Origin of the sequence: Moraxella sp. K127 (genome assembly GCF_015223095.1) — a bacterium.
GTDB lineage: Bacteria > Pseudomonadota > Gammaproteobacteria > Pseudomonadales > Moraxellaceae > Moraxella.
In genome coordinates this window covers 37471-53671 of record NZ_JADFBZ010000014.1, presented here as the reverse complement: position 1 = coordinate 53671, position 16201 = coordinate 37471, and the positions used below count along the sequence as shown (strand labels likewise).

General features: G+C 47.0%; 15 protein-coding genes. 4 read left to right on the top strand and 11 right to left on the bottom strand.

The window, feature by feature from the left end; translation table 11 throughout:
- Window positions 1–143 precede the first annotated feature (143 nt).
- Window positions 144–608, top strand: a complete 465-nt coding sequence (locus tag IM753_RS04695) for an Lrp/AsnC family transcriptional regulator (RefSeq protein WP_065255739.1) — start codon at window positions 144–146, stop codon at window positions 606–608.
- Here IM753_RS04695 and IM753_RS04690 read toward each other — a convergent pair.
- The 8 genes from IM753_RS04690 to IM753_RS04655 form a co-directional block, all read right to left on the bottom strand.
- Window positions 605–1204, bottom strand: a complete 600-nt coding sequence (locus IM753_RS04690) for a manganese efflux pump MntP family protein (RefSeq protein ID WP_065255740.1) — start codon at window positions 1202–1204, stop codon at window positions 605–607. The two genes, IM753_RS04695 and IM753_RS04690, sit on opposite strands and share 4 nt — an antisense overlap.
- Window positions 1205–1213: 9 nt before the next feature.
- Complete coding sequence (gene mfd, locus IM753_RS04685; protein ID WP_194108779.1) at window positions 1214–4888, bottom strand: transcription-repair coupling factor; 3675 nt, start codon at window positions 4886–4888, stop codon at window positions 1214–1216.
- Window positions 4889–4945: 57 nt separating this feature from the next.
- The gene (locus tag IM753_RS04680; RefSeq protein WP_227713072.1) at window positions 4946–6766 is read right to left on the bottom strand and encodes a SurA N-terminal domain-containing protein; all 1821 of its coding nucleotides are present in this window, start codon (window positions 6764–6766) and stop codon (window positions 4946–4948) included.
- 108 nt (window positions 6767–6874) lie between these two features.
- Window positions 6875–7600 (bottom strand): DUF1345 domain-containing protein, encoded by a 726-nt coding sequence (locus IM753_RS04675; RefSeq protein ID WP_083141350.1) that lies wholly within the window; start codon window positions 7598–7600, stop codon window positions 6875–6877.
- A gap of 76 nt (window positions 7601–7676) precedes the next feature.
- The gene (locus tag IM753_RS04670; RefSeq protein WP_065255742.1) at window positions 7677–8306 is read right to left on the bottom strand and encodes a MarC family protein; all 630 of its coding nucleotides are present in this window, start codon (window positions 8304–8306) and stop codon (window positions 7677–7679) included.
- 180 nt (window positions 8307–8486) lie between these two features.
- The gene (locus tag IM753_RS04665) at window positions 8487–9194 is read right to left on the bottom strand and encodes a hypothetical protein (protein ID WP_065255743.1); all 708 of its coding nucleotides are present in this window, start codon (window positions 9192–9194) and stop codon (window positions 8487–8489) included.
- 132 nt (window positions 9195–9326) lie between these two features.
- On the bottom strand, window positions 9327–10526 hold the full coding sequence (locus IM753_RS04660; protein WP_227713071.1) for a glycosyltransferase: 1200 nt from the start codon (window positions 10524–10526) through the stop codon (window positions 9327–9329).
- Window positions 10527–10531: 5 nt separating this feature from the next.
- Window positions 10532–11029 (bottom strand): peroxiredoxin, encoded by a 498-nt coding sequence (locus IM753_RS04655; RefSeq protein WP_227712958.1) that lies wholly within the window; start codon window positions 11027–11029, stop codon window positions 10532–10534.
- Window positions 11030–11103: 74 nt separating this feature from the next.
- Here IM753_RS04655 and IM753_RS04650 point away from each other — a divergent pair, with 74 nt between their 5' ends.
- Window positions 11104–11250 carry a hypothetical protein gene (locus IM753_RS04650; RefSeq protein WP_194092573.1) on the top strand — a complete coding sequence of 49 codons (147 nt, stop codon included), beginning with the start codon at window positions 11104–11106 and terminating at the stop codon, window positions 11248–11250.
- A gap of 176 nt (window positions 11251–11426) precedes the next feature.
- Window positions 11427–12740, top strand: a complete 1314-nt coding sequence (locus tag IM753_RS04645) for an NCS2 family permease (protein WP_194108776.1) — start codon at window positions 11427–11429, stop codon at window positions 12738–12740.
- Between the two features lie 83 nt (window positions 12741–12823).
- Here IM753_RS04645 and IM753_RS04640 read toward each other — a convergent pair whose 3' ends face one another.
- The 3 genes from IM753_RS04640 to queC all read right to left on the bottom strand — a co-directional run bounded on the left by IM753_RS04640 (window position 12824) and on the right by queC (window position 14636).
- The gene (locus tag IM753_RS04640; protein WP_194108775.1) at window positions 12824–13414 is read right to left on the bottom strand and encodes a TetR/AcrR family transcriptional regulator; all 591 of its coding nucleotides are present in this window, start codon (window positions 13412–13414) and stop codon (window positions 12824–12826) included.
- A 45-nt stretch (window positions 13415–13459) separates the two neighbouring features.
- Window positions 13460–13801 carry a multidrug efflux SMR transporter gene (locus IM753_RS04635; RefSeq protein WP_194108774.1) on the bottom strand — a complete coding sequence of 114 codons (342 nt, stop codon included), beginning with the start codon at window positions 13799–13801 and terminating at the stop codon, window positions 13460–13462.
- 85 nt (window positions 13802–13886) lie between these two features.
- Window positions 13887–14636, bottom strand: coding sequence for a 7-cyano-7-deazaguanine synthase QueC (gene queC, locus IM753_RS04630; RefSeq protein ID WP_194108773.1), 750 nt, complete (start codon window positions 14634–14636; stop codon window positions 13887–13889).
- A gap of 229 nt (window positions 14637–14865) precedes the next feature.
- On the opposite strand from queC, the gene IM753_RS04625 reads away from it, so the two are divergent.
- Window positions 14866–16173: an NCS2 family permease gene (locus IM753_RS04625; RefSeq protein WP_065255751.1), complete on the top strand. Its 1308-nt coding sequence runs from the start codon at window positions 14866–14868 to the stop codon at window positions 16171–16173.
- The last annotated feature ends 28 nt before the right edge of the window (window positions 16174–16201 follow it).

Genomic DNA, 16201 nt, shown 5'->3' with positions numbered 1-16201 from the left:
TTTAATAAATCATTGTATTATCATACCAAAATTTTGCACTAATTTTTACCAATTTTACAAAAATTTTTGGCATATTTTAGCCATATTTACCAAAAAATGATGATTTTATGGTAAAATCCGCCAAATTTTGATAATTTCCCAACATGAACGCTATTAACCTAGACCCCATTGACCATAAAATCCTAAAACTACTCACGGGCAATGCTCGCCTTGCCGTTGCCGACATATCTGAGCAAGTCAATCTCTCCGCCACGCCTGTCATTCGCAGGATTAAACGGCTTGAAGACATGGGCGTTATCACAGGCTATCACGCTCATACGTCCGCACGCTCGCTGGGTAACACACTATCCGTCTTTGTGGCGGTTAGCATGGATAAGCACACTGCCGAACGCTTTGGCGAATTTGAAAATCACATCAAAACCTTTGATGAAGTGGTGTCGTGTAGCCTTGTTACAGGGCGGTCGGAAGATTATCTGTTAAAGGTCGTGGTGCGTGATATGAGTCATTATGAAGAGTTTTTGCTTCATAGACTTAGCAAAATTGACGGGGTCAGCCAGCTTCATACCAGTTTTGAGTTACGGGAAGTGTTTGAGAGAAGTGCGGTTTAACCATGCTCCACCAAATGCGTCCCTAAAATAAACATGCCAATGCCAATTAGCATCGCCCCACCCACGCCCATGGCATAACGCCCAAAACTCGCTCCCAAACGGTTGCCAAGATACAGTCCGCCTGTTGCCATAACAGTCGTGGCAAGCCCTATCAGCACGCACGCCAAAACGATGTTCACGTCCAAAAACGCCAGCGACACGCCCACCACCACCGAATCAACGCTTGTGGCAATGGCGGTAATGAGCATTAGGGCGATGTTTGAAGTGTTTGCTTGTTTTTGCTTGGTTTGTTGTTCATTGGTTTGCTTATCTACTTGTTCATCATGACACACCGCCCCATAAATAAACCGCACACCCAACACCCCAAGCAGCCCAAATGCAACCCAATGGTCAAAGGCTTGCACCCAGCTTTCAGCAGCCTTACCCAAGCAATAACCGACAAACGGAGCAAGTCCTTCCACCACCCCAAAGAATAGCCCGCCCTGCACCGCTTGCCATAGGCGTGGATGTCGCTCGCTCGCCCCTTTTGCCACCGCCACCGCAAAAGCGTCCATTGCCATGCCAAAAGATAGGGTGGTGAGTGTAAGTGCGTTCATGATTTATCCTTATTCTTTGATGATATGCCCATGCAAATATTTTAACAGCTCAAACACCGCATTCGTCCGCCCCACCACGTCTTTTTCGTCTTTAAAGGTGTATTTTAGTCCTGTCGCCCCGTTCATGCGATAGCCGTCATTAGACTGAATGAGCTTGATAATTGCAAGTCCGTCCACAGGCATGTCCGCTTTAAATTCCATACTAAGCCCATGAGCGGTTACGTCAATTTTACCAATGCCAAGCGGTATGCTCTGCACTCGCATTTTATGTACCAAAAACAGATTGGCAAGGGCGGTCGGCATCGCCCCAAAACGGTCAATCATCTCGGCACGCATCTCGTTTAGCTCGTCCATCGTCTCGGCATTGGCGATACGCTTGTAGCACAAAAGCCTCTCATGCACGTCCGCCAAATAATCGCTCGGTATCAAGGCAGACGCATGAATGTTAATATCACTCACCAAATCAAGCGGTGTGGCGAGACTTGGCGTATTGCCCGATTTTATCGCCTTGGTGGCACGTTCTAGCATATCCATATACAGCCCAAAGCCAATGGTCTGCATGTTGCCAGACTGCTGCTTACCCAAAATCTCGCCTGCCCCACGAATCTCCAAATCCTCGCTCGCCAGCATAAACCCTGCCCCAAGCGTATTGGCTCGGCTAATGGCATCAAGGCGTTTTTTGGCATCAGCCGTCAGCCCCTTGATAGACGGCACAAACAAATAACAATACGCCTGATGATGAGACCGCCCCACTCGCCCACGCAGTTGGTGCAACTGGGCAAGCCCAAACTTATCGGCTCGGTTGATGATAATCGTATTGGCATTTGGCACGTCAATGCCTGTTTCAATAATGGTACTGGCGACAAGCACATTGGTTTTTTTATGATAAAAATCACTCATGACATCGTGGAGTTCTTTTTCCGCCATTTGCCCATGAGCCACGCCCACACGCACCTCAGGAATCAGCTCGGACAAGTTCTCTGCCACCGTGTCAATGCTCGCCACGTCATTGTGCAAATAATACACCTGCCCCCCACGCAAAATCTCACGCAAAATCGCATCTTTGGTTGTCTGCTCATTTTTTTCGGCGACAAATGTTTTAATGGCAAGCCTTCTGGCAGGCGGTGTGGCAATGATAGAAATGTCCTGCATACCCGACAAAGCCATATTGAGCGTGCGTGGAATGGGCGTGGCGGTCATCGTGAGCGTGTCCACGTCCGCTTGCATGGCTTTGATTTTTTCTTTATGGCGTACGCCAAAACGGTGCTCTTCGTCAATTATCATCAAGCCTAGATTTTTAAATCTAACATCGTCCTGCAAAAGCCTATGCGTACCGATGACAATATCCACCTTGCCGTCCGCTAGGTCAGCCAGCACCTTATCTTGGGCTTTTTTACCAACAAAACGGGACAGGCTTTCAATCTTAATCGCCCAATCGGCAAATCTGTCCTTAAAACTGTCCTCGTGCTGTCCCGCCAGTAGCGTGGTTGGCACAAGCACCGCCACCTGATAGCCTGCCTGCACCGCAATGAATGCCGACCGCATGGCGACTTCCGTTTTGCCAAAACCCACATCGCCACAGATGAGCCTATCCATGGGCTTGGTCTGTTTCATGTCAAACATTACCGCTTCAATGGCACTTTGCTGGTCGGGCGTTTCGTCATAGGCAAAGCCACTGGCAAACAGCTCATAACTTGCCATGTCAATGTCAAAACTAATGCCCTGCTTGGCATTTCGCCTTGCCTGCACATTTAACAGCTCCGCCGCCACGTCATAAATGTCGGTCAAGGTCTTTTGGCGTGCCTTATCCCACTTGCCTGAGCCAAGTTTTGACAATTGCACCGCTTCGCTGTCCGTACCGCTATACCGCCCAATCAAAGCAAGATTGGTAATCGGTACATAGACGTTGGCATCATCGGCATATTTGATATGGATAAATTCCTGCTCGCCCTCACCCACATCAAGCACGACAAGCCCTTGATACCGCCCAATGCCATAGGACAAATGCACAACAAGCGACCCTTCGGTCATCTCGCTTACCGACTTTATCAAAAAGGCTTGCGATAAGGCATTCTGGCGTTTGCGTTTGGTAGTGGCGACCACTCGCCCAAAAATTTGGGTTTCGCTGATGACACAAAAGCCTTGATTTTGCTCATTTTTTAGCCATAATCCACGCTCTATCGGAGCAACGGTTAGGGCAATTTTGCCAAAACCGTACCCTTCGACAGGCTCAGGGCGAACGGTTTTGTTAGGGTTAAATTTATCCAAATTTGCCAAAAACTCACCAAAATCCGCCACCGTGTCGCTGTCAAGTTTGCCCTTTAATAATTCTAAAATAATCTCACGGCGACCAGCACTTTCACACACCAATAAAATCGGCTCATCGCACGCCCCCACAAAGTCCAAAAATTCGCCCAATGGTTCGTCTTTTTGATGATTGATTGGCAAATTGGGGACGGTGTGGGCGGTAAATTGGCGAAATAAGGAAAGCGGATTTTCTTTGTTGCCATTCGCTGTTTTCCGTTCGCCCTGAGCCATGCCTGCGGGTGGCGGAAAACCGTCATGGTTCGACAGGCTCACCACGAACGGTTGTTGGAATACTGCTCTTGGGTAAGTTTTTAAGGCTTGAAAAAATTCATTGCTTGGCAAATACAAATAATCAGGGGGCAGGATTGGCACGTCCTTATCAAACGCCCGAGAATGATAGCGTGCGTTTACCTGCTCCCAAAAGTTGTGATGATGAGCGGACAAATTGTCATCACAGACAACCAGTGTATTTTTGGGCAAATAATGAAACAGCGTGCCTGTCGTTTGCCATTCGTGCAAGTCAAAAAACAGCGGTGCGTAATATTCCACCCCAGACGGCTGTATGCCATTCATAACGTCATTATAAAATTCCACCTTGCGAGCGGACGCATTGGGAAAAAGGCTTGCAAAATTTTGGCGGAACGTCTCTTTGTCGTCTAGGTCAAATTCACGGGCAGGCAGTAGGCGAAAACTTGCCACTTTGGGCGACGTTGGGGCGGTTTTGTCGTCAAATACGCCGTCTTTTTTGAGCTTATCAAGCTCTTCATCGGTAACGGTTCGCTGAGTATCAGGATTAAAAAATTTAATCGTTTCTATCTCATCATCAAATAATTCCAAACGAAACGGCAAGGCTTGCCCCACCGCAAAAATATCCACAATGCTCCCACGCACGGCAAATTCGCCTGCCATATAGACGTTGTCCACCGCCTTGTAGCCTGCCTTGGCAAGGCGTTCACGCTCACGCTCTATATCAAAGTTATCGCCCACATTCAAATCAAAAAACCGCCCCAACAGATAGCTTGGCGGTGTGATTTTTTGCATGAGTGTCTGTACGCTCACCAGTAGCACACCCCTTGTTGGCATATGCGTCAAAAGGTCAATCCGCTCGGAGATGATGTCTTGGTGTACCGACAGATTGTCATAAACAAGCGTCTCATAATCGGCAAACACATGGGTAGATATGCCAAAAAAATGTAGCTCATCGGCAAGGCGTTGCAGTTCGCTTTGGGATTGGCAAATGACTAAGGTCAAATCCGTGCCGTCTTTGGCAAGGGTAGCAAGCCACAGGGCGAAACTTGCATCCGCTTGGGTGGTAAAGTGGGTGTGGAAGTTGGGTTTATGAGTAGGGGTATTGATATTGATATTTATCATTAACATGACTCGTCTAATGAAAAACCCATATTTGGCATATGGGTTTTTGGTATTGTGCTTGTCTTAGTGCGACATGGCTTGTTCGTTGATTTGTACTTCTTTGGTGTCACGCAAGTAGTGCAAATAGTCTTGGAGTTGGTCTTGACCGACATTATCACGGATGATTTGTGATGCTGACAGACGTTCTGCATCCGAGATTTGGGCGGTTGCCGTGCTTTGGGCTTTATCGCCCACCATGACACTCGCCCCTGCGTCCGTCTCTACCACCCATGCACTCATGCCGTCTTTATTATGCACAAACAGGCTGGCACGCTCGGCAGGCAGTAGCTCTGGGCTTTGGCGAGTAACCACACCCAAACGCTGGGCAGACTTGGTAAGGGTCGCTGGGTCTTCTTTGGCACGGGCATTGGCTGTGTCTAAGGCAAGTTTGATGGCTTTTTGCTTGGTTAGGGTCGCCTTGATTTGCTCACTCGCTTCTGCCAATGTCAGCTCTCTGGCATCTTGGTAGTTGGTCGGCTGTACCCACACCGTTTTGTCAGCGAGCGTGATGTTGGGGCTGACCGACTGGTCGCTGATGGCAAAGTCATCAAAGGCCGCCGATACCACCACAGGAGCGGACAGCTCGCTGGTGTTATTGTCCTCGGTGTAACCCTTAATGCTACGGGCGGTCAGTCCCGTCTCTTGGGCGATGTCGCTAATGCCCATGCTGTCGGTCGCCATGGTGTTGATTTTGGTAATCATCTCGTTCATGGCATTGGCACGCTTACGCTCGGTCGCTCGTTTGGTCAGCTCATCACGCATGCTATCAAGACTTGGAGCGTCACCCATTTTGGTGACTTTAAAGATGTGATAACCAAACCCTGTCTGCACAGGCTCACTCACACCCCCTGCCGTCAGCCCACTGATGGCATTCTCCACAGCACTGCTACTGTCGCCAAAAAAGGCAGGGTTATAGCTTCCGATGTCGCCACCGCTCTCGCCCGTGGGGTCATCTGAATGTGCCTTGGCAAGTGCTTCAAAAGACTCGCCTGCATCGAGTTTTGCCTTGATGTCTTTGGCACGACTCTCAGCATCATCGCCTGTTAGCAAGATGTGCGACAGCTGTCTGCCATCGCCTTGACCTTGTAGGCTGGCTTGATATTCTACACGAATCTCATCTTCACTCACGGCATCCACTTTAATGTCAGCATCGCTTAGAGTTACATAAGCCAAATCCACGCTTGGCGACTGAATCATGTCCTGCTTATTGGCGTTATAATAGGTCTCAATCTCGGCAGGGCTGACCGTTACTTGGTCGGCAAAATCCTGCCAGTTGTAACGCACCACCCACGCTTCACGGCTTTGGGTTTGCAAATCTATCAAGCGACTGATTTGGCTGTCAGGATAAACAGCCGTTCCCAAAATACTGTTTGTCAGCTGTCGTAGCGACAACTGCGTGCGGAACATGGCAAAGAGCATGTCCTTATTCATGCCACGGCTTTGTAGATAATGAGCAAAGATGTCATTAGAAAATCTACCATTAGCATCATGGAAAGTCGGGTCAGCTTGTAGCAGGCGAGTGATGGCATCATCAGAGACAGTCATGCCAAAAAACTGAGCTTGGTTTTCTAGCAACGCTCTGTCAATCATACTGTCTAGCACTTCATCATTTAGAGCTTTGTTATTAATCAGACTGCCATCCACTTGTTCAAGCAGGCGAGCCCGATAGTTATTGACTTCTGACTGAAAGGTTGCGGTATCAATGGCGGTATCGCCCACTTTGACGATTTGGTTGGGAGCAATCTGTCCGCCACCGCTAAATGACTGCACGCCCAAAAATGCCATGGGAATGAGCGTGATGACAAGTACCGCCTTACCCACCCAACTCTGCATAAAATTACGCATCTGTTCCATAATACATCACTTTTTTAAAATCATAAAAACTCTTTATGATACAACATTTTGGCAAAATTCTCCACCACTTTTACGCCCATTTGACCACATAAAACCATTTTATGGCGAAACCAGCGACCCCATCATCTCCATCACCAGCGACAGCACTGCCGTATTAAAGAAAAAGGACAATACGCTATGAAACGTTCCCACACGACGCAGTTTTTTGCTGGTAAATGAGACGTCAGGCACACCCCCTGTCGCCCCAATGCCCAAGGCAAAATACAAAAAATCCCAATAATCAGGGTTGTTTTCATAAGGAAAATCAAGCGGATACTTGTCATCATGTGTGGTGTCATAATAGCCATGAGCATAATACAAGGCAAATAAGGTGTGGATAAACAGCCATGAGACAATCAGTGTACCAAAAGTGATACAAACATGCAAAGTAGAGAGCCAGCCTTCGTACTGAGCACTGATACGCATCTCATTGATGATGGCAATCATGCTAATAAAAGACGTGATAAGAATCAAAATGAGCATGGTGCGTTTGCGTTCATACTGCTCATGGGCTCGTTTTTTGATGTCTTCGGAGTTCGTTGTGATGAACATTCTAAGTGCCAGTAGCAAATATGCCACCAAAAAGCTGTCCCACGCCAGCAAATACACCGTCTCCATGTTGATGCTTGGCACAAACCGCTTTAAAAAACGCACATCAGACAAAGAAAAATACACACAAATGGCGACGATGACCGAGATAACAAGATTGATGTTGTCCCGCAAAAAGTCATAGATTTTATAAAGCAAGGTGCCTTTTTTGGGTGTTTTGATATTAAATATTGACATGGATGCGTTCAAAAAACAAAAAGGCAAAAATTATAACACAAGCCCCATCTTGGCATGTTTGGTTTTTGTAGTGTGGTTAGCTCATCAGCTGTGGAAACAAGGTTCGCAATCCATTAATCAAAATCTCAATCGCCACCGCCGCAAGTAGCATGCCCATGATACGACTTAGGATATTGAGCCCTGTATCGCCCAAAAAGCGACTGATTTTACCTGCCGCCATGAGCGATGCATAACAAAACACACTGATACACAGCCCTGCCGCCAAAATCATGCCCACCTGAAACACGCCTTTGACCTGACTTGAATAAATGATGACCGTTGAGATACCCCCCGGCCCTATCATCATGGGAATGGCTAGGGGCACCACCGCTGATGCTGTCAAAGACGAGCTGACTTCCACATCTTCTTCGTTGGGCTTGACAGGATTACCACCGCCATTCATCATATTAATGGCAATCAAAAACACCAACACCCCGCCTGCCACCTGAAACGACCCCACCGAGATGCCCAGTACTTTTAGCAAACTCTCGCCTAAAATGGTAAAAAAAGTGATGCCCACAAACACCGTCAAACAGGCGATTTGGGCGACTTTTTGGCGGTCTTTGGCAGGATAGCCTTTGGTTAGATTTAAAAAAAGCCCCAAAGCACTAAATGGGTTTATCAACACCACAAAGGCAAGAATGATTTTGATGAGTTCGGTGTCCACAAGATGTCCTTGATGTCGTTGTCATGGCAAAGAGCGTATTTTATCATGACTTCTTTGTTTTTCCTATGACAATCATCGCCATCACAGGGCAATCATCCGCAAAAACTTATGGTACATGAGATAGGCATAAAAATAGGACGCAGCCAAATACGTCCTATGTATCAACCATAAACTTTAATATCAGTCAAAAATTTGCCCGATGATTTGCAGTGGCAAGGTGACCACGTCAAAAGCGGCGGCGAAAGGAAACAGCACCAGTTTTTCAACAGGGTTGCTTTGCCCTTCACGGTAAGCTGTGGTTTGCTCGTTGGTGTAGATGGTGACAGGGTAGGCTTTGCTCAGTGCTTTTAGGCTAGACTGATTGCTCACGGCAGGATAGGTGTGACCTTTTAGGGGGATGTCGAAGCAGTAGCTTTGAGCCCCAAGCTGTGATTCGCTGTGGCTGGTGCATTCTTTGACGCCATTTTGCAAAAAGAAGTTTAGTTCTTCGTTGGTCACTTCGGCTTTTAGCTTGGTGTATTTAAAGGCAAGCTCACCAGTAAAACTGCCGTCATTATTGGCAGAATAAAAGTCCAAGCCTTTGGTGAGATTGATGTGGCGTGGGTCAAGGCGAGTGATGAGATTGTTAAAGCGAGTACCGCCTTCAACCAACACATAGCTGTTACGCTGACCGACAATCACGATCGCATCCGATGGGATGTTGGGTAGCTTTAATGACGGCTTACCAAATGCCACAACGACATCATTGGTGAGTACTTTCTTTTGGGTGGTGGTGTAAGTACCGCCTGAGTCCTTTTCTAACAATGCACTGGTTGCACAGCCTGATAGTAGGGTTGCTGATAGGGCGGATGTTAGGGCGATTTTGCCAAGCTTGCTTAGTTTTTTCATAAAACAGCCTTATATAACCAATAAAAAGGTAGATTATTTTTATAAAACCAAATAATCTACAAAACCGATTATAAATAATTTTAAAACGCCTGTAAACGCTCCGCATAAAAATAACTTGCAAACCCATGATTTTTAGGCACTTTCGGCTTTGACACAGACCAGATTATCATGTTTATCTTTATCAACCAAATGACAGTCTGGCACGAGCGACTGATACACCGCCAAAGTCTCAGCGGTCATCTGCTCGATGGTGTATTCGTGCGTCATTGGGGGGCGAGTTTTGTTTTGTAGGTGGAATTTGATGTTTTTGCACAGGACAAGGGCGGTCTCTTCTTTGACCAGTCCTTGAGGGTAGGTGGTTTGTAGGATGTCGGCAAAAGCCCCCTTTGCCCAGCCGATGACAGGCGTGCCAAGATGTATCGCTTGAATGGCGGTAATGCCAATACTCTCGGGGCGTTCGGCAAGGGCAAGCACCACGTTGGCAGATGACAGCCATTCTTTCATGTCGGGGGGTCGCCGTCCGATGAACGTCACACGGCTGTTTAGTCCTAAGGCATGCAGGCGTTGGACGAACTCTTCGTGGGCGACGTCTTGGTCGGTGACGTTTGCCAAATCATCTTCCATGATGATGGCGTGGATATTGGGGAATTTCTCTTGTAAGTTGCCCAAAATGTCCACAAGCCAGTCTTGACCGTATTCATGCCCGACAGGCGTGGGGAATACGAGCCATTTTTTGTGTTCAAGTTCGGGATATTCGGCAAACACGCCATGAAGCCAATGCACGGACGCATGATGGCGATAGGGGTATTTACGAGTGTCCACGCCACGGCGGACGCAGACGATTTTAAAGGGGAATTCTTGGATGTTGTATTCTTCTTTTTTGATGGCGAGCTTTTCTTTGAGATATTTATCAATACTGCGAGACGCACTGATGATAACATCAGAGAAAAACAGGGCTTTGCCGTAGTTGTTAAACGGATAAAAGCCATAGATGGTCGCCACGATTTTGGGTTTTTTGTCGTCAGGTAGCGGACGGATTGCCCAATGTAGCACCCATGCAGGCGTGCGAGAATGGACGTGGACGATGTCGGGTTCGTGTTCGCTGATGAGTCGTCTAAGTTTTAGGACGTGTACCAATGACAGCCACGATTTTTTTGCCATGGGAATGCGATAATACTCGGTGTCATCACGAAGCAGGCGAAGCACAAGCTCATCATCAGTGGTGGCAGAGCCGATGACCACGGATTCATGCCCCGCTTTGGACAGGGCGTGCGTGATGGCAAAAATACCCCGTTCGGATTCATCGTGCTTTAACGATGATGATAAGTGCATGACTTTCATAGGGGTTTTAAAAAGTCCAATAGGGCGTTGGCGTGTTCTTTGGCTTTGACGTTGCGAAAACTTGCGACCATCTCCCCTGTTTTGTCAAACACGAATGTTGAACGCACCACGCCTAGGTGGGTTTTGCCATACATCATTTTTTCTTTGATGACATCAAAATGTTGGCACAGCGTCTCATCAGGGTCGCTGATAAGCCCAATACCCAGCTCTTTTTTGCTGATAAAATTCTGATGTGAGCGTACGCTGTCACGAGACACGCCAAGCACCACATAGCCAAGTTTGGCAAACTCATCGGACAAGGCGGTAAAGTCACTCGCCTGCACGCTACATCCTTGGGTGTTGTCTTTGGGATAAAAATACAAAATCAAGCCTTGACCATAGGTGCTGATATACTCTGCCAAATTAATGTCTTCATTAATAAAGTCATCATCATGCTGACGAACCAGATGAACATTAAAGTTGGGTAGGCGGATATTTTCTTGGGAGTTTTTCATGATGGTGTTTTGTAATTTAAGTGGGCAAAAGATGATAAAAACAATCTAGGGCGTGCTGAATATTGGTATTTGCCATGAAAAATGAGAAAAATCGCCCGTTTTTCAAGGAAAAAACGCAGGCTGATAGTCATTCTATCAGACAAGTTTTTGACGATGAAAAACAAGATTTAGCCATTTTTCATGCAAAAATTGATAAAAGCGTTAAATTTTCATCATTTTAATAAATAATGTTATCAATGTTCAACACGTCCTATCTATTTTACCCAAAAACCGCCTAAATTACCAATGTTAAAAAAGCATACATAATGAAAAAAATTTTCGTTAATATTTGTAAAAATTGTAATTATACGGTAAAATTACCCGCTAATTTTTTGGGCAATTTAAGATAAGGCGATTTATGTCTTTGCTTTCTTTTTTTAACATCAATGAGCGTGGCTCAACGGTACGCCAAGAAATCATCGCAGGCTTGACCACGTTTTTGGCGATGGTGTATTCGGTGATTGTCGTTCCGGGGATGCTTGCTGATGCTGGCTTTCCTGCCGAGTCGGTATTTATTGCCACCTGTCTTGTGGCGGGGCTTGGCTCTATTTTGATTGGCGTGTTTGCCAATGTACCAATGGCAATCGGCTGTGCCATTAGCTTGACAGCATTTACCGCGTTTAGCTTGGTGCTGGGTCAAGGCATTAGCATTCCTGTCGCCTTAGGAGCGATTTTTTTAATGGGGGTGCTGTTTACGCTGATATCGGTCACAGGCATTCGGGCGTGGATTTTAAAGAATCTACCCAGTTCTATCGCTCACGGGGCAGGGATTGGCATTGGCTTATTTTTGCTACTCATCGCTGCCAATGGTGTGGGACTGGTCATCAAAAATGATGCAGGACTGCCTGTCAAAATGGGTGAGTTTACATCTTTTGGGGTCATCATGTCGCTCTTGGGTTTGGCGGCGATTGTTGGTCTTGAAAAACGTCAAGTCAAAGGCAGTATTCTATGGGTTATTATCGCCATCACCATCATTGGGCTAACTTTTGACCCAAATGTCAAATTTGGTGGTTCTGTTTTTAAACTGCCCACCTTTGGCAATGAATCGCTGTTTGGGGCGATGGACATCATGGGAGCATTAAATGCCGCCGTACTGCCTGCGGTATTCGCCCTTGTCATGACGGCGGTGTTTGATGCCACAGGAACGATTCGTGCGGTGGCAGGACAGGCGGGTCTCATTGACAAAAATGGACAAATCTTAGGCGGTGGCAAGGCACTCACAGCAGACTCGGTATCATCAATCATGTCGGGGGTGTTCGGTACTGCCCCTGCGGCGGTCTATATTGAGTCAGCGACAGGTACAGCGGTGGGGGGCAAAACGGGACTTACGGCGGTGGTCGTGGGTGGTCTGTTCTTGCTCATGCTGTTTTTTGAGCCATTGGCATTTTTGGTGCCAAACTATGCCACTGCTCCTGCACTCATGTATGTGGGTTTGCTCATGCTAAGCAATGTCTCAAAACTTGATTTTGATGACTTTGTGGGAGCGATGAGTGGGCTTATCTGTGCTGTGTTTATCGTCTTGACGGCAAATATCGTTACAGGCATCATGCTCGGTTTTGGTTCATTGGTGCTAGGTCGCATCATCTCTGGTGAGTTTAAAAAACTGAACACCGGCACGGTTGTCATTGCCATCTCTTTGGTGGCATTCTATGCGTTAGGCTATGCCATTTAAATTTCAATACTGTAAAAATAAAAATCATTTACCAACGGTGAATGATTTTTTGGTAAATAGATGTTATACAATAAATGGTTATGTTAATGCACATCGTCTGCCAATTTTAGCAAATACGCCCGCATGGCAGGCAATTCATCATGGGGGATGCCATTGAGCCATGCACCATCTACGGCACAGCGTATGGCGGATAAACGTGGGTTGCTGTCGGTGCCTGCATGAGTTTTGATTTTTTGGGCAAGCCAATTTCTCCATAGCCCATACATCTGCACATTGGTGGTCATGGCTCTAATAAGACCTGCCCAATCGCTTTTTAGTCCAATCTCTTGATTGTCAAACATCACCCGAACATAGGCTTTGGTAAACGCTCCCATCTCGGTGGGGTGTGCGTCCATGTCGGCTAAGATGGCGGTGTTAATTTGGGCAATAAATAGCTCCACCACGCTGGTGATGAGTTCATCTTTGGATTTGAAATGATGAAACAGTCCACCCTTGCTCACACCTGCCATGTCTGCCACTTTTTGCATGGATAAATTGCCAGTGGGGGCATCAAGCATGAGATTTTTGGTACAGACCAAAATGGTATGGCGTAACAGCTCGGGGTTGTTTTTACGTTTGGGGGTTTTATCATCAGGTGTGGGCATGGCGGTGTTGGTGGTAAATAAGTCATTCATAAGAATCTCTTGGGGTTAAAATGATTTAAAGAATAATCTTGAAGGCTAATGGGCGGTGGCAGACGAGAAGACATTCATAATCACCACACCTGCCACGATAAAAGCCATGCCGATGATGGCAGGCGTGTCTAAGGACTGTTTTAGGATAAACACGCCAATCAAGGCAGTCAAGATAATGCCCACGCCCGACCAAATGGCATAGGTCATGCCAAGGGGAATGACCTTGACGACATGAGACAGAAGGTAAAAAGCGATGGCAAAACAGATGAGCGTAATACAAGTGGGAATGAACCTGCTAAATCCGTCTGATTTTACCAAAAAAGTCGAACCTGTTACTTCGCTGATGATGGCAAGGGCGAGCAAGGCGTAAGCGGTGGGTAGTTGCATGATGATTTCAATGTTAACTATGATGAATAAAACCGACTGGTCGGTTTTGTATTTTACAAAAAATCATAGCTAAGTGCAAGTTTTTTTAATTTATCCCTGTCTTATCTTGATAACGAGTGGGGTCGGATATGCCTGCTTGCACAAAGCCTTGATGACGTAACACACAGCTGTCACACTCGCCACAGGCTCTCCCATCACTGTCGGCACGGTAGCATGACACGGTTTGGGCATAGTCCACACCCAACGACAATCCAAGTTTTAGAGTTTGGGCTTTGGATAAATATTGCAAAGGGGCGATGATGGATAAGCGTCTGCCTGCTCGCCCTGCCACGGTGGCAAGATTTGCCATGGTCTCAAAGGCACGAATATAGTCATCTCGGCAGTCAGGATAGCCTGAAAAATCAACCGAACTTACCCCGATGATGATGGCACAGGCTTCGGTTACTTCTGCCACAGCCAAGGCATAAGACAGAAAAATGGTATTACGTGCAGGGACGTACGTGACAGGCACAGCATCGCTGTCTGCTTGATGGTCAGGCACCTCAATACTGCTGTCAGTCAGTGCCGAGCCACCAAGCTGAGCGATGTCAATATCAATGATGCGGTGCGACACACCAAGCATCTGGGCAATGGCGGATGAAAAAGCAAGTTCGCTTAAATGACGTTGTCCGTAACGAAAACTGATGGCGGTAATCTCTTTAAAAACTGCCTTCGCCCAATACAGGCAAGTGGTGGAGTCAAGCCCCCCTGAGAGCAAAACGACCGCTTTTTGGTGGGCAAAATCATCAGAATGGGGGATGTTTAGGCTATTGTTATCGGGGCAAAATGTCGTCATGAAGTACAAACCATGCAAATAATCAAACGGTTAATTTTAGCATAAAATTTAAAAATTCGTTCAATTTTAATAGGGTGTGTTGAGCCTTTACAACCCCATTTACATTTTAGAAAGTTTATAGAAAGAAAATGATTGTATTTTCCCAAACAATTTGCTACAATTCGCCAGAAAAACAAGCCTTTTGTTTTTCATTGGTCTTTTTATATCTCGCTTATCTTTTGGCTCACCAATGAAAACTCTCCTAGACAACTTCTTTAAATTATCCGAACATCACACCACCGCCAAAACCGAACTCATCGCTGGCATTACCACGTTTTTTACCATGGTTTATATCGTCTTTGTCAATCCGTCCATTTTGGGCGTGACAGGCATGGACACACAGGTCGTCTTTGTCACCACTTGTCTTATTGCCGCCTTTGGCACGATAGCGATGGGACTGTTTAGCAACCTGCCCATCGCCCTTGCTCCTGCCATGGGGCTTAATGCCTTTTTTGCGTTTGTGGTCGTCTCTAAGATGGGCTATTCGTGGCAGACAGGCATGGGGGCGATTTTTTGGGGGTCGGTGGGACTGTTCTTGATGACGATTTTTCAGATTCGTTATTGGCTCATGGCAAGCATTCCTTTGGGGCTGCGTGTGGGTATTAGTGCAGGCATTGGGCTGTTCATCGCCTTGATTGGTTTTAAAAACATGGGACTGGTCATACCTAACGAAGCCACGCTTGTGACGGTGGGCGATCTACATTCGCCCACGCTACTGATGGGCGTGCTTGGCTTTTTCATCATCGTTGTGATGGCAGCCAAAGGTCGCCACTCTGGGGTGTTGGTCTCTATCGTGGTGGTTACCGCCCTTGCCCTGATGTTTGATGACAACGTCAAATTCTCAGGACAGATTCTCTCACTACCCCCTGCGCTCACGCCCGTGGTCGGACAGGTGGACATCATGGGGGCGTTGGATGTGGCATTGTTTGGGATTATTTTCTCATTTATGCTCGTGAACTTGTTTGACTCATCAGGCACGCTCATTGCGGTGGCGGACAAGGCAGGTTTTGCCGACAAAGACGGTAAATTCCCCAAAATGAAGCAAGCCCTGCTCGTGGACAGCACCAGTGCCATGGCGGGGTCATTCATGGGAACATCCGCCATCAGCACCTACATCGAAAGTGGCTCGGGCGTGTCGGTCGGTGGTCGCACGGGGCTAACAGCGGTGGTCGTGGGCGTGCTGTTTTTACTTACCATTTTCTTCTCGCCACTTGCCAGTATCGTCCCCGCCTACGCCACGGCAGGTTCACTCGTGTTTGTGGGGATTTTGATGGCGAGCAGTCTTATCAAGGTAGAATGGGACGATTTGACCGAAGCCACGCCTGCCTTTATTACCACTGCCATGATGCCGTTCACCTACTCCATCACCGAAGGCATTGCCTTTGGCTTTATCAGCTACTGCGTGATGAAGTTTGCCACAGGTCGCTACAAAGAAATCAACGCCCCTGTTGCGGTGGTCGCCCTGTTATTTATTATTAAATTTGCATGGGTGGGTTAGGTGTGTATTTTTGTAAAAACACCATCAA